Source organism: Clostridium sp. (assembly GCF_029258205.1).
GTDB lineage: Bacteria > Bacillota > Clostridia > Clostridiales > Clostridiaceae > Sarcina.
This window is the reverse complement of sequence record NZ_JARHZJ010000093.1, coordinates 1-14,471: the sequence shown is the minus strand read 5'-3', so window position 1 is coordinate 14,471 and position 14,471 is coordinate 1. Positions and strand designations below refer to the sequence as shown.

Genomic DNA, 14,471 nt, shown 5'->3' with positions numbered 1-14,471 from the left:
GCTTCCTCGTCTAATGATGGGTGAGCTACGAATATAGTTTCATATTTTCTCATCATTTACACCTCCTCCCTCTGGACTACGGCTATGCTCTAGCATAGCAGGGATTACAATTAAATATTCTAACATTAAAAGATGGTTATTGCAACCCTCTTTATTAATGTAAACATAATTTTTAGAAATTTATTTTTTTAATTTTTATTTATTAATTTCTTCTTCTGGGGCATTTGATTTTATAATCTTTTTTACTCCTTTTTGGAATTTTGATCTAGGAATCATTACAACCCTTGAGCATCCTAAGCATTTTATTTTAATATCAGCACCCACTCTTATGATTTCCCATTCATCACTACCACAGGGATGAACTTTCCTCATTTTAACTATATCACCAAGATAAAATTTATTTATCAAATTAAATAACCTCCTTTAAAATAAAATTTATGTAAATTAACCTGTAATTATTTCTTTCATATATTTCTTTTTATCAAGAGTCATTTTTATTCTCTTTCTTAATTCCACTTCTGTTTCCCAAAGTTTAATTGATTTTACTTTTCCACAAATTCTAAGATTAACACTAGAACTTGTTATGTCTGTAACTCCCCAAACCTTTAAAGGTTCTGTTATATACTTATTTTCTTTATTATACGTATCACAAACTGAATTTATAGTTTTTATTACTTTATTTATGTCTTCACTATATGAAATTCCAATATCAATCTGAACTCTCATATCTCCTCTACAACTATTTGTTACTATTCTTATCATTCCATTAGGAATAATATGAAGAGAGCCATCATAGTCCCTAAGTTCAGTTGTTCTAATTCCTATTACTTCTACAATTCCACTTACACCCTCTATTGTTACATAATCACCAACATTATATTGATTATCAAAAAGTATAAATATACCATTAATTACATCTTTAACAAAACTTTGAGCTCCTAAACCTACTGCTACTCCCCCTACAGAAGCAAATGCCCAGGATATATTTCCAAATATAATAGACAGTATAGTTGTTATGCCTATAAAGTAAACTGAATACCTCAAAATACTTTTTAATAAAGTTCCCAATGTATTTGCTTTTCTTGTATCTAAAGAGAACTTAAAATTTGTATCTATCTGTTTTTTTACAGCTTTGTCTATTAATTTGCTTCCTATCTTAATTACTAAAATCATAAAAATAACTATAATACATATTATTAAAAATTTTTTTAATAAAAAATCAAGAGTAGATAAAGATATACTTATTTTCCCAAGCTTAATATGATCAAATTCAAAATTAATTCCAATCAAACTATCTAATAACATTAAAGCACTCCTTTATGAATTAAAAATATATAATAATTATTTATATATTTCAAATCCCTTTTTATTTATTGAATATATATTTTTAAATTTAATTTCTAAAGTTTCTATCTTTTCTAATTGATCTTTATTAAACGCTGAACTTATTCCACAGCTTTTTGTTATATAAGTTGGCGTTGGCATTATTATAAATGATATTCCATTTTCTTTAAGTATTCTTTCTCCTTCCATTGCTTCATGTGTATTATTAAAAACCATTATAAAGTCTTTCATACTATTTTCCTCCTAAAAATTATATCGTTTTATTAGTATATATTATAAGTATACATCATAAAAGTTAACACTTTCAAAATAAAGGTGAAAGCTTTTCTATTTTGAACTATAATATAATTATGTAAATTTATAAAAACAACTGTAAAAGGAGTTTGAGTATGTCTTTTTTCTATTTAAAGGCTATTTTATCTGGGATTGTAACAGGACTATTAGTTTCTATACCATTAGGTCCCGCTGCAATAGAAGCTGCAACACAATCTCTAAATAAAGGATTTAAAAAAGGCTTTGAAGTTTCATTAGGTGCAATAGCTGCTGACTACTTATATATATTATTAATAAACTTCGGAGTAGCAAAATTATTAAATTTAAATAAGTATATAGAATGTTCATTTTGGATTATTTCAGGATTAGTTCTTATAATAGTGAATTTAGTATTTAAATCTTCTCAAAAAAGTTTAGACGAAAAATGTGTTGAAACTATAAATAGTCATAAAACTGGTAGCGGTTTTATAAATGGTTTTTTAATAACCTTTGTAAACCCTATGACATTATCAGTATGGATGGCTGTAAGTGCTGGAATAATGAATATATGGAAGAATTCTGGCATACATTTCTTTCTACTAGCCATATTCTCTATGTTTATTACAACTTTAGCATGGTTCATATTATTAAATTTTATAACTGCTAAAGGTGGAAGTTTAGTAAAAAAAGAACTTACTGGTAAAGCTGATAAAAGTGTAAAATATTTTATGATTCTACTTGGATTAGGCTTTACTATATACGGAATATTTAAAATTTTTATGTGAGGTTTTGCTTATGAATAAAATATATTTTGATAATGCAGCAACAACTTTTCCTAAACCCGACTCTGTAATAAAAGCACTATTAAATTACATGAGTTTTGAAGGTGGAAGTGCTAACAGAGGTTCATCATCTACAGCTCTACAAAGTAGTAGATCTGTCTATGAATGTAGATATGAAATAGCTAAATTTTTCAATTTTCCTAAAAGTGAAAATGTTATTTTTACTAATAATATTACAACCTCATTAAATATGTTACTTTTAGGAATAATTAAATCTGATTGGCATATAATTACTACATCTATGGAACATAATTCTATCTCAAGACCTTTAACAAAAATTAGTGAAGAGCTTCCTAATGTAGAAGTAGATATAGTTAAGTGTAATAGTGAAGGTCTAGTATCAATTGATAAGATAAAAGAAAAAATAAAGAGTAATACAAAACTTATAATTTTATCACATGCATCTAACCTAGTTGGAACAATTCAACCTATTAAAGAAATTGGTAAGCTTTGTAAAGAAAATGATATATTCTTTATTTTAGACTCTGCTCAAACAGCAGGTGTTATTCCAATTGATATGACTGAACTAAACTTAAATGCATTAGCTTTCACAGGTCATAAATCTCTTTTAGGTCCTCAGGGAATAGGTGGCTTTATTATAGATGATAAATTAAACTCTATCTGTAAAAATATCTTTTCTGGAGGAACAGGAAGTAATTCATCACTATTAGAACATCCTCAAGAATTGCCTGATAAATTTGAATATGGAACTTTAAACACTCCAGGAATAATAGGGCTTCTAGCAGGGATAAAATTCATAGAAAAAGAGGGAATTGAAAATATAAAAGCCAAAGAAGAATCATTATGTCAAAAAGCTATGGATTTATTATCTGAAATTCCAGAAGTTAAGATTTATGGTCCTATGGATGCCAAAAAGAAAACTTCAACAATATCTTTTAACATAGAAGGAATGGATCCTGAATTTGTAGGATTCTTATTAGATAGTGAATTTAATATATCCTGTAGAACAGGAATTCATTGTACTCCGCTTGCTCATAAAACAGTTGGTTCATATCCATCTGGAAGCATAAGAATAAGTTTGGGTTATTTTAATACAATAGAAGAAGTCTATAGATTTGTTGAGGTTATAAAAGAATTAATTTCAAGGAGGTAGACTTCTCACCTATGAAAAACTTAATAATCAAAAGCAAAAATATAAGTGTGTTTTTTATTTTATACACACTTATATTTTTTACATTTTTTAAAACATTAAAATATACTTTACCCTTTCTACTAGCATTCATATTTTCATTACTACTAAAGACACCCACTCAATTTTTAATAAAAAAATTTAAATTAAATGTTGGACTTGCTTCTTTTATAAGTACATTTATTTTTTTCTTAATAATAATAATTTTATTTACATTATTTATTACTTCTTTAGCTTATGAATCTTCATCTTTAACAAACTATATTCAAGAAATAATAAATACTAATTCTAAAGAATTTCAAAATTATTTTATTTCAATACAAAATTGGATTGAAATAACCTTTATTGATAATGCAGTTTTAAACTTAATAAGAAACACTTTAATCTCTTCATTTAAAGAAATAACTGTACTTATTCTTTCTTTTGGAACTGAATTAATTCAAAAAATTTTTTTATTGATAAGTTATTTACCTTATACCTTTATGCTTCTTATTTTTACTGTACTATCAACTTATTTTTTATCAAAGGAATTAAATACTATTAATTTCAGCAAAATATTATCTAATTATCTTAATTCTAATTACAGTAAAAGAATCTTAACTATTTTTTATGAAATAAAAAAAATGTTTTTGACATACTGCTTGTCTTATTTATTTTTAATTTTTATTTCTTTTATATTAACCTTTTTAGGATTTTCCTTTTTAAATATTAAATATGCCCTATTACTTAGTGTTCTTGCTGGATTATTAGACTTACTCCCAGTACTAGGTATGCCATTAATTTATTTCCCTCTTATTTTTATTTCATATAGCTCAGGAAATATTTTTTCAGCTATTTCTTTATTAATATTATATATATTTATTTTTTTATTACGACAATTTTTAGAACCTAAATTAATGTCATCCACCTTAGGAATACATCCTTTATTAATGTTAGTATGCATATTTATAGGATTAGAATTAAATGGACTTTTAGGAATAGTCTTTTGTATCTTTTTAATTATTTTTTTCAATATATTTAAAAAAGTTAATATTTTATAGTATAGACTTTTTTATTTTGGTAATAATTTCAAGCAAGGAGGTTATTATCATGTGTACAAGTTTTTATATAGATTCTTTAGATCCTAAAGCTTCTTTTAAGATCAGAGATTATCTCTGTAACGAGCTTTCTCCAGTTATAAAAGAAAATAGACCAATTGTTTTTATATGTATTGGCTCTGATCGTTCCACTGGAGATGCTCTTGGTCCATTAATTGGTGAAAAAATTAAATTTTTAAGCAAAAATAACATTTTTGTCTATGGAACATTAGAAAAAACTGTCCATGCCAAGAATTTAAAAGAGACAGTAAAAATAATAAAATCAAAACATAAGAGACCTTTTATTATAGCAATTGATGCTTGTTTAGGAGCTGTTAATAATGTAGGACACGTGCTCATTGAAAAGAGACCTCTTAAACCTGGAATGGCGTTAAATAAGGATTTACCTGAAGTAGGAAACTTAAGCATAATGGGAATAGTAAATATTTCTGGTTCCTTAGATTTTATGGTTTTACAAAATACTAGATTATATACTGTAATGTTACTTGCAAATACTATATCTAATGGAATTCATCATTGCATATTAAAATCAGTAGGATTTAAAAAGAATTTATTAGATTCAACTTTAGAAAATATTTTATAAAATCTGCCTTAAATACTCATATATTTTTTTTATATACTCCCCTATTTATTAAAATGTTTCACGTGTAACATTTTATTTAACAAAAAATAGATTATATTAAAATCAACAAAAGTAAGTTGTTTTAATATAACCTATTTTTTATTCTTAAACCTATTTATTCATTGCAGCATTTAAAACATGTAGTTCTTCTTCTGATAAATCATATCTAGATATTCCTTTATCTATTGGCTTTGCATATGTTGTACTATAATCTCTACCATATATTCCAGTTAAAATAACTCCATTATTTTCTCCGTCTAATAAAGCAACTGAAAAGCTTAAGTCACTTCCAACATCTTCAAAAGCTTTATATCTTATAACAGATACTTTTTGAGTACATTTTTCAACTTGAGCTTTTAACATTTTATTTGTTTCTAATGTTTCTTCAGAATCTTTTTTAACTTCTTCAACTTTATCTAAGTAAGAATTAATAAGTTCTTCTAAATTTTTATTATTAACTCCTCTCATAATTTTTCTAAATTTATTTTCTACTTTACTTAAACTTCTGAAGGCTACTATTAATAGTATAAATTGTATTAAAACTAATAATATTAAGCCTATTGTGATATAAGTTGAATACTGTGCAAGTATATTTAATACATTTTCCATGTAATTTATCATCCCTTCATATTTTTAAAATGTTTCACGTGAAACATTTTAAATATTTATAATGTCTAGTATTCTCTGTAAGTCTTCTTCTGAATAGTATTCTATTTCTATCTTACCTTTATTCTTATTAGCATTTAAATTAACTTTAGTCCCAAAATAATCCTGAAGTCTATCTCTAACATCTTTATAATATGGATTAAGTGGCTTTCTTCTTTCTGATGTTTTTGATTCAACAACATCATTTAATATCTTTTTAACTAATTTTTCAGTTTCTCTAACTGAAAGAGAATTATCAATTATTTTTTGGGCTATTTCATATTGCACATCATTTTCTAAAGGTATAATAGCTCTCCCATGACCTTCTGAAATAACACCTTCTATTACATATTCTTTAACTCTATCATCTAACTTTAATAATCTCATTGTATTTGTTATTGAAGTTCTTGATTTACCTATTGTCCTTGAAAGCTCTTCTTGAGTTAAAGCAAATTCTTTTAATAATCTTTCATATGCTAATCCTTCTTCTATAGGATTTAAATCTTCTCTCTGAATATTTTCTATTAAAGATACTTGTAGAAGCTTTTCATCTGAAATATCCATTATTAAAGCAGGTACTTTTATTAACTCTGCTATTTTAGCAGCTCTATATCTTCTTTCTCCTGCAATTATTGAGTATCCCTTTTCTTCTTTCTTTAATATTAAAGGTTGAATTATACCATGTTCTTTTATAGATTCAGCTAATTCATTTAATTTATTATTATCAAAAAACTTTCTAGGTTGTTTTTTATTAGCTTTTATATCTTTAAGATCAATATTTATTATTCCATCTTTTTTTTCTTTTTCTTCCTTAATATTATTATCCTCTGGTATTAAGGCTCCTAACCCTTTTCCTAATCCAAATTTTTTAGCCATCTACATATTCACTCCCTGTCTTTTTAGGAATTCATCAGTTAATTTTTCATAAGATTTAGCTCCCCTACATTTTTCATCATATAAACATATTGGTAATCCAAAACTTGGAGCTTCAGCTAGTCTAACATTTCTAGGAATAGTAGTTTTGTATAATCTATCTTTAAAGTAATCTTTTACTTCTTTATAAACCTCTGTACTTAAATTAGTTCTTGAATCATACATAGTCATTACTACACCTTCAATATCAAGATCTTTATTTAAAGATTTTTTAACTAAATTTATTGTATTTATTAATTGTCCTACTCCTTCTAAAGCATAATATTCTGCTTGTATAGGTATTAAAACACTATGAGATGCAACTAAAGCATTAATAGTTAGAACCCCTAAAGATGGAGGACAGTCAATAAATATGTAATCAAAATTATCTTTGATTTTATTTATTTGATTTATAAGTATATGCTCTCTATCTTTTCTATCTATTATTTCTACTTCAGCACCTGCTAATTCCATTGTTGCTGGTACTACATAAAGATTTTCAACTAATTCACTTTTCATCATTATTGTTTCTATATCTTCACCAGCAGTTAGTAAATCATATATAGACTTGTCTAATTTTCTTTTATCTATACCTAACCCACTTGTAGTATTTCCTTGAGGATCTATATCTATAGCTAAAACCTTAAATCCCTGCATTGCTAAGTAAGAACATATATTTATATTAGTTGTTGTTTTTCCAACGCCACCTTTTTGATTAAAAACACAAATAGTTTTCATTAAAATTATCCAAGAATATCTTATTCTTGAATATCCACCTCCCTTCTAACACATCTATTTTATTATATATTTTTACATTGCATAATAAAAGATACTATTGATTATTTCTGATTAAAAAATGAAAAAATAGGAATGTTTCACGTGAAACATTCCTATTTTTTATATCTAATATATTTATTATTTTTTTAACAGCTTTTATAACTTTCAATTAAACTTTTTTAAAGTAAAAACATTTAAGAAACTCTATTTATTTTAATGGTTTCTTAGTTACATTACCTGCTTTTCTAGGAAAAGTCTTTGGAGTACTTTTTATTTTATCTACTATTACTAAGTTATGATTTAAATCCGTTCCTTCAATTTCAACCTCAGTTATTCCTTTAAGTTTACCACCTAAAGTACCAATAGCATTCTTTGAATCATTTAACTCTTCAGTTATATTTGGTCCTTTTAAAGCAATAAAGTTCCCATTTACCTTTACATATGGAATACAAAATTCACTTAGCACGCACATATTAGCAACAGCTCTTGATGTAGCAATATCAAAGCTTTCTCTTAGTTCTTTTTTTCTTGCACCATCTTCAGCTCTAGAATGTATAGTCTCTACATTTTTTAATCCTAGTTTATTTACAACTTCATTTAAAAAATTTATTCTCTTATTTAATGAGTCTAATAGAGTAACCTCTACATCTTCTCTCATAATAGCTATAGGTAAGCCTGGAAACCCTGCACCTGTTCCAACATCTATTACTGTTTTAGCTTTTTTAAACTCATCTGCTTTAAAAGCCTTTATACAATCTATAAAATGTTTCTTCACTATCTCTTCATCCTCTGTTATTGCAGTTAAATTTATTTTCTCATTCCATTCCTTTAATAAATCTTTGTAAATCATAAATTTTTTATATTTATCTTCATTAAACTCCATATTGACACTATCACAAGCTTTTTTCATTAAATCAAAATATTGCATTCCTAATCCTCCAAAACTTTAAGAGTATAAATAATTTATTTTAATAATTTTATTTTCTACTAAAAAGATAAAGTTATCCACATGTGGATAACTTTCTAAAAGTGCAAAACAGCACCTTTTTAAGTTTTATATAATACTTATCCACAGGTGCTGTTGAAAACTTCTTAATAACTTTTAATTATCAGTATTTTTTCCTGTTTTTCTGTAATGCTCTAAGAATATTAATAAAACTGATATATCTGCTGGAGATACCCCAGATATTCTTGAAGCTTGACCTATATTTAAAGGTCTAATTTTATTTAGCTTTTGTATAGCTTCTATTCTTAAACTATTTACGTCATTATAATCTAAATCCTCCGGAAGAACTTTTTTCTCAAACTTTTTAAATTGAGCTACTTGTTCTAATTGAGTTTGAATATATCCTTCATATCTAGCAATTATGTTTATTTGATCTCCAATATCTTTCGGTAAATCAGGTCTTTCAGGATCTAAACATGCTAATGAGAAGTAGTCTAACTCTGGTCTTTTTATAAGTTCATACATTTTTATTGGCTTTTTAAGCTCTGTTGATCCTAATTCAACTATTTTCTCATTATTTTCTGTTTTATTAGTTATTTGAAGCTCCTTAAGTCTCTCAAGCTCACGTTCTAAGTTTTGTTTTCTTTTCTTAAACTTAGTCCATCTTTCTTCTGTAACTAATCCAACATTGTGTCCAATTTCAGTCAATCTAAAATCAGCATTATCTTGTCTTAATAATAATCTATATTCGGCTCTTGATGTCATCATTCTATAAGGCTCATTAGTACCTTTGGTAATTAAATCATCAATTAAAACTCCTACATATCCATCTGATCTTGTAAGTATCATAGGATCTTTTCCTTGAACTTTTAATGCTGCATTTATACCAGCTACTATTCCTTGAGCTCCAGCTTCTTCATATCCTGAGCTACCATTAATTTGTCCAGCACTAAAGAATCCATCAATGTTTTTAAATTCTAGTGAAGCCTTTAATTGTGTTGGATCTATACAATCATATTCTATAGCATATGCAGTTCTCATAATCTCAGCATTTTCAAGCCCTGGAACTGTTTTTATTATTTGAACTTGAATATCTTCTGGCAGAGATGATGACATTCCTCCAACATACATTTCTTCTGTATCATCACCTTCTGGTTCGATAAAGATTTGATGTCTATCTTTATCTTGGAATCTCATTACCTTATCTTCTATAGATGGACAATATCTTGGTCCAACACCCTTGATACTTCCATTATACATTGGTGATCTATGTATATTATCTTTAATTACCTTATGTGTATCAGCATTAGTATATGTTAACCAGCATGAAACTTGTTCTCTCTCTATATTTTCACTGATAAATGAGAATGGTATTATTTCCTCATCTCCTGGTTGTTCTATCATTTTTGAAAAATCAACACTTCTCTTATTTACTCTAGCTGGAGTACCAGTTTTAAATCTTCTAAGATCAATTCCTAAATCTATTAATGATTTTGAAAGTTCATTAGCATTACTAAGTCCATTTGGTCCTTCGCTATAACTAACATCTCCAATTATTATTCTACTTTGTAAGTATGTTCCACTTGTCATTATAACGGCTTTACACTCAAAAAATGCACCATTTTTAGTTAAAACACCTTTAACTTTTCCATCTTCAACTTCAATAGCAACTACTTCTAATTGTCTTAAGTGAAGATTTTCTTGTGTTTCTAAAACTCTTTTCATTCTTTCTTGATATTTCTTTTTATCAGCTTGTGCTCTTAAAGAGTGTACAGCAGGTCCTTTTGATGTATTTAACATTTTAGATTGGATAAATGTATGGTCTATATTTACTCCCATTTCTCCACCCAAAGCATCTATTTCTCTAACTAGATGTCCCTTAGCAGTTCCACCTATATTAGGGTTGCATGGCATCATAGCAATAGAATCTAATGTTAATGTGCAAACTAAAGTTTTACATCCCATTCTAGCTGCCGCTAATCCTGCCTCACAACCAGCATGACCAGCACCTATAACAACTATATCATAACTTCCTGCATTATATCTCATATTTAATCATTCTCCTATTTTCCACAACAAAATTCTGCAAATATTTTGTTTACTAAATCTTCCTCTAACTCTGCTCCAGTTATTTCCCCTAAAGCTCTTAAAGCAGATGTAACATAAATTGATACTAAATCTAAAAACTCATTATTATTAAGTCCATTTAATGCACCCTCTAAGTTTTCAGAAGCTCTATATAAGGCCTCTTTATGTCTAGTATTGGTTATCATTACGCTTTCAGCATCAATTGATCCATTAAAGAATAACTCTTTTATTTTTGATTTTAAATCATCTATACCAAAACCAGTTTTTGCAGATAGTTCTATTTTATTTTCTAAGTTATCCACAATTTCTGAGGATAACTTTCTATCTAAATCAACTTTATTTAAAAGTACTATGTATTTTCTATCTTTAATATAATCAATTATTTCCTTGTCTTCCTCATCTAATTCTCTACTTGTATCTAACATCAGTATAACTAAATCAGCTTCATTGATTTTTTCTTTAGATTTTTCTACACCTATTTTCTCTACAACATCTTCAGTTTCTCTGATTCCTGCTGTATCTACTAATCTAACAGGTATTCCATCTAAATTTATGTATTCTTCTATTACATCCCTTGTTGTTCCTGCTATGTCAGTTACAATAGCTCTCTTTTCATTTAATAGAGCATTTAAAAGTGATGATTTTCCTACGTTAGGTTTTCCTACTATAACCATACTTAAACCATCTCTAATAAGTTTGCCTTCATCAGCAGTATCAATTAAATTATTTACTTTACCTTTAAGAGTTATAACATCCTCTTTTACTTTAACTGGTATAGTTTCATCTGGTTCTTCATCATCCTCTGTAAAATCAACAGCATATTCAATTAAAGCTAATATATCTAAAGCCTCTTTTCTAAGATTGTTTATCTCAACAGAAAGTCTTCCTTGACTTTGAGTCATAGCTGATTTCATTGAAAGTTCAGTCTTAGCAGTTATTATGTCCATAACAGCTTCAGCTTGGCTTAAATCTATTCTTCCATTTAAAAAAGCTCTTTTTGTAAATTCACCTGGTTCAGCAAGTCTTGCCCCAGCTTTTATTACATTTTGTAAAACTTTATTAGTAGCTACAATACCACCATGACAGTTTATTTCTACTGTATCCTCAGCTGTAAAGCTTCTAGGACCTTTCATAAAACTAACTATAACTTCATCTATAATCTGATTATTTTCATCTATCATATGGCCATATCTCATAGTATATGGTTTTATATCTAATAAATCTTTTCCGTTTATTCCTCTGAATATTTTATTTACAATCTCAAGAGCTTTATTTCCTGATACTCTAATTATAGCTATTCCACCTTCTCCTAATGCTGTTGCTACAGCAGCAATAGTATCGAATTCTTTCATAAGCTCCTCCTTTATGATTATATTCTTAAATTTGAACTAATATTGATTTTACCCAACAAAATAAAATAAGTCAAAATTTTAAAACATATTATTTATGGCAAAAAATTTGTTTTTATTAAATTGTTTAATATATTACTTACTTAAAAATACTATCCAATTAATTAAATCATATACTTAAATAAAAAAATAAGGTGAAAATATAATATTTTCACCTTATTTTTAAAATTTATAAACAATTGTAATCTTTGATATAACTACTTTTCCATAGTTACTAACAAGTTATCCACAATTTATCTGCACGTTATTGTTGATAAAAAAAGGAAAGCTTAAGCTTTCCTTTTTTTATTTCTTTAATTCTACTACAACTCTTCTGTAAGGTTCTTCACCTTCACTAAAAGTTTTAACAAAATCATTATTCTGTAATTCTGAATGAATAACTCTTCTTTCACAAGGATTCATAGGTTCAAGCTTTAATATCTTGCCTGATTTTCTAACCTTATAAGCTATTTTATTAGCTAATCTTTTAAGAGTTTCTTCCCTTTTTTGTCTATAATTCTGAGTGTCTAAAACAACTCTTTTATACTTATCTTCTTTAGCCTTATTAACAACTAAACTAGTTAAATATTGAAGTGAGTCTAAAGTTTCTCCTCTATATCCTATGATGGTTCCCATCTTAGCTCCAGTAAGATTTATCTTTACTACGTCTTTACTTTCTTCAATATTAATTTCAGCTTCTATATTCATATTATCAAGAATATCGCTTAAAAACTTTCTAGCTTCTAAGATTCTATCTCTTTTCTTTTTAACTGAAATTTTAGCAGGCTTTGCACCAATTAGATTAAGGAAGCCTTTACTTCCTTCTTCTATAACAATAACCTCTACTTTATCTTCTGTAGTGTTTAACTTCTCTAGTGCGCTTTTTAAAGCTTCTTCAACAGTCTTTCCAGTAATCTCAATTGTATTCATACCCTTGTTTCACCACCTTAGAAAAGTAAAATAAATTCTTATTAATCAATATCTTTATATTGTTCTTTTTCCTTAGCTATTTTTTTTCTAGGTAAAACAACTATGAAGTATGTTTGAACCATTTGAATTAGGTTACCTATTACCCAGTATAATACAAGCATTGATGGGAATTGTATTGACATTACACCCATCATACCAGCCATTACTATATTCATAGTATTCATATTCATTCCACCAGGTGCTCCCCCAGCTTGTGCCTGAGTAAACTTTGTCATTAATAAAGATGATAAATATGTTGTTGCAGCTGATAAGATTGGTAATATGAATGTTCTATCTGGAGCCCATAAATCTCCTAACCATAAGAATGATACACCTTTTAACTCAGTTAATCCATAGAATACATAGTATAATGCAAATAATATTGGCATTTGAATTAATAAAGGTAAACAACCACTCATTGGGTTTACATTATTTTCCTTATAAAGCTTCATTATTTCTTGTTGAGCTTTTTCAGGATTATTTTTATATTTCTTCTGAAGTTTAGCTATTTCTGGTTGTATTTCTTGCATCTTTTGTTGAGATCTAGTTTGCTTTATATTTAGCGGTAATAATAATAATCTTACTAATAAAGTTAATAAGAAAATAGTTATTACGTATCCAGCACCTACACTAAAAATATCTAGTGAGGCAACAAAGCCGTGGATAGCTTGAAATATCATTGTGAATAAATTAGTTATCGGCTTTAAAATTGACTGCAATACATTATCCTCCTATATTTAAACTGTATATATTTATTTTACAGGATCATATCCACCCTTACAGAATGGATTACATCTTAATATTCTTCCTATACTCATAAATCCCCCTTTAAAAGCACCATACTTCTGTATTGCTTCTAGTGCATACTGAGAACAAGTTGGATAAAATCTACAACAAGGTCTCTTTAAAGGTGAAATATATTTTCTATAGAATTTAATCATTACTATGAACAATTTTTTCATTATCACGTAGACCTGCCTTTTTTATTAAATTATTCATGGCTCTCCCTACTTGCTTAAAATCTTTACCGTTTATAGCAACTCTAGCAATAAACACAAAGTCATAGCCTTCTTTAAGTTCACTAGAATTAACTCTGTAATTTTCAAGTATAAGTCTTTTAACTCTACTTCTAACTACGCTTTTTCCAACCTTCTTACTAACCGAAACCCCTACTTTATTGAAACGTTCTCCATCTTTTGTAACATTTTTTCTGTTAGGATAAACATAAAGAACTAGTAGGTCATTAGCATAAGATTTTCCTCTTCTATAAACTGTTCTAAACTCATTGTTCTTTCTTAAACTTAGTAACATTTAAATTTGCTCTCCTTTTTTCTGCTTTTTGGTGCAGAAAAAGGCCACAAAATGCGGCCCTTATGCTGTTAATCTTTTTCTACCTTTTTGTCTTCTTCTCTTTAAAACATTTCTTCCAGATTTAGTTT

General features: G+C 27.4%; 18 protein-coding genes. 4 read left to right on the top strand and 14 right to left on the bottom strand.

What is annotated here, in order from left to right; translation table 11 throughout:
• Positions 1 to 195 precede the first annotated feature (195 nt).
• Genes Q1J60_RS11900 through Q1J60_RS11890 form a run of 3 tightly spaced genes read right to left on the bottom strand, consistent with a single transcriptional unit; the run spans position 196 to position 1,575 of the window.
• On the bottom strand, positions 196 to 408 hold the full coding sequence (locus Q1J60_RS11900) for a DUF951 domain-containing protein (RefSeq protein WP_300262547.1): 213 nt from the start codon (positions 406 to 408) through the stop codon (positions 196 to 198).
• 36 nt (positions 409 to 444) lie between these two features.
• Complete coding sequence (locus Q1J60_RS11895; RefSeq protein WP_300262544.1) at positions 445 to 1,305, bottom strand: mechanosensitive ion channel family protein; 861 nt, start codon at positions 1,303 to 1,305, stop codon at positions 445 to 447.
• A gap of 36 nt (positions 1,306 to 1,341) precedes the next feature.
• Positions 1,342 to 1,575 (bottom strand): putative Se/S carrier protein, encoded by a 234-nt coding sequence (locus Q1J60_RS11890; protein WP_300262542.1) that lies wholly within the window; start codon positions 1,573 to 1,575, stop codon positions 1,342 to 1,344.
• Positions 1,576 to 1,733: 158 nt separating this feature from the next.
• On the opposite strand from Q1J60_RS11890, the gene Q1J60_RS11885 reads away from it, so the two are divergent.
• From Q1J60_RS11885 to yyaC, 4 genes are read left to right on the top strand one after another with little or no spacing between them, the layout of a single operon-like run.
• A complete protein-coding gene (locus Q1J60_RS11885) occupies positions 1,734 to 2,381 on the top strand; it encodes a LysE family translocator (RefSeq protein WP_300262539.1) in 648 nt (215 codons plus the stop codon).
• Between the two features lie 10 nt (positions 2,382 to 2,391).
• A complete protein-coding gene (locus Q1J60_RS11880) occupies positions 2,392 to 3,552 on the top strand; it encodes a cysteine desulfurase family protein (protein ID WP_300262536.1) in 1,161 nt (386 codons plus the stop codon).
• Positions 3,553 to 3,563: 11 nt separating this feature from the next.
• A complete protein-coding gene (gene ytvI / locus Q1J60_RS11875) occupies positions 3,564 to 4,628 on the top strand; it encodes a sporulation integral membrane protein YtvI (RefSeq protein ID WP_300262532.1) in 1,065 nt (354 codons plus the stop codon).
• Between the two features lie 49 nt (positions 4,629 to 4,677).
• Positions 4,678 to 5,268, top strand: coding sequence for a spore protease YyaC (gene yyaC / locus Q1J60_RS11870; protein WP_300262528.1), 591 nt, complete (start codon positions 4,678 to 4,680; stop codon positions 5,266 to 5,268).
• A gap of 150 nt (positions 5,269 to 5,418) precedes the next feature.
• Here yyaC and Q1J60_RS11865 read toward each other — a convergent pair whose 3' ends face one another.
• The 11 genes from Q1J60_RS11865 to Q1J60_RS13070 form a co-directional block, all read right to left on the bottom strand.
• Positions 5,419 to 5,916, bottom strand: a complete 498-nt coding sequence (locus tag Q1J60_RS11865) for a DUF4446 family protein (RefSeq protein WP_300262525.1) — start codon at positions 5,914 to 5,916, stop codon at positions 5,419 to 5,421.
• A 48-nt stretch (positions 5,917 to 5,964) separates the two neighbouring features.
• A complete protein-coding gene (locus Q1J60_RS11860) occupies positions 5,965 to 6,828 on the bottom strand; it encodes a ParB/RepB/Spo0J family partition protein (RefSeq protein ID WP_300262523.1) in 864 nt (287 codons plus the stop codon).
• Positions 6,829 to 7,602, bottom strand: coding sequence for a ParA family protein (locus Q1J60_RS11855; protein WP_300262520.1), 774 nt, complete (start codon positions 7,600 to 7,602; stop codon positions 6,829 to 6,831).
• Between the two features lie 247 nt (positions 7,603 to 7,849).
• A complete protein-coding gene (gene rsmG / locus Q1J60_RS11850; RefSeq protein ID WP_300262517.1) occupies positions 7,850 to 8,569 on the bottom strand; it encodes a 16S rRNA (guanine(527)-N(7))-methyltransferase RsmG in 720 nt (239 codons plus the stop codon).
• Between the two features lie 174 nt (positions 8,570 to 8,743).
• Entirely contained in the window at positions 8,744 to 10,636 is a 1,893-nt protein-coding gene (mnmG, locus tag Q1J60_RS11845) for a tRNA uridine-5-carboxymethylaminomethyl(34) synthesis enzyme MnmG (protein WP_300262515.1), read from the bottom strand.
• 14 nt (positions 10,637 to 10,650) lie between these two features.
• Positions 10,651 to 12,027, bottom strand: coding sequence for a tRNA uridine-5-carboxymethylaminomethyl(34) synthesis GTPase MnmE (mnmE, locus tag Q1J60_RS11840; protein ID WP_300262512.1), 1,377 nt, complete (start codon positions 12,025 to 12,027; stop codon positions 10,651 to 10,653).
• A gap of 342 nt (positions 12,028 to 12,369) precedes the next feature.
• Positions 12,370 to 12,993 (bottom strand): RNA-binding cell elongation regulator Jag/EloR, encoded by a 624-nt coding sequence (gene jag / locus Q1J60_RS11835; RefSeq protein ID WP_300262509.1) that lies wholly within the window; start codon positions 12,991 to 12,993, stop codon positions 12,370 to 12,372.
• A 41-nt stretch (positions 12,994 to 13,034) separates the two neighbouring features.
• Positions 13,035 to 13,751, bottom strand: coding sequence for a membrane protein insertase YidC (locus Q1J60_RS11830; RefSeq protein WP_300262506.1), 717 nt, complete (start codon positions 13,749 to 13,751; stop codon positions 13,035 to 13,037).
• Positions 13,752 to 13,784: 33 nt separating this feature from the next.
• Positions 13,785 to 13,994, bottom strand: a complete 210-nt coding sequence (gene yidD / locus Q1J60_RS11825) for a membrane protein insertion efficiency factor YidD (protein ID WP_003451050.1) — start codon at positions 13,992 to 13,994, stop codon at positions 13,785 to 13,787.
• Positions 13,966 to 14,343 (bottom strand): ribonuclease P protein component, encoded by a 378-nt coding sequence (gene rnpA / locus Q1J60_RS11820; protein WP_300262503.1) that lies wholly within the window; start codon positions 14,341 to 14,343, stop codon positions 13,966 to 13,968. The genes yidD and rnpA overlap by 29 nt, the downstream gene beginning before the upstream one ends.
• Positions 14,344 to 14,403: 60 nt before the next feature.
• A partial coding sequence (locus Q1J60_RS13070; RefSeq protein WP_366522599.1) for a 50S ribosomal protein L34 occupies positions 14,404 to 14,471 on the bottom strand: 68 nt, incomplete at its 5' end.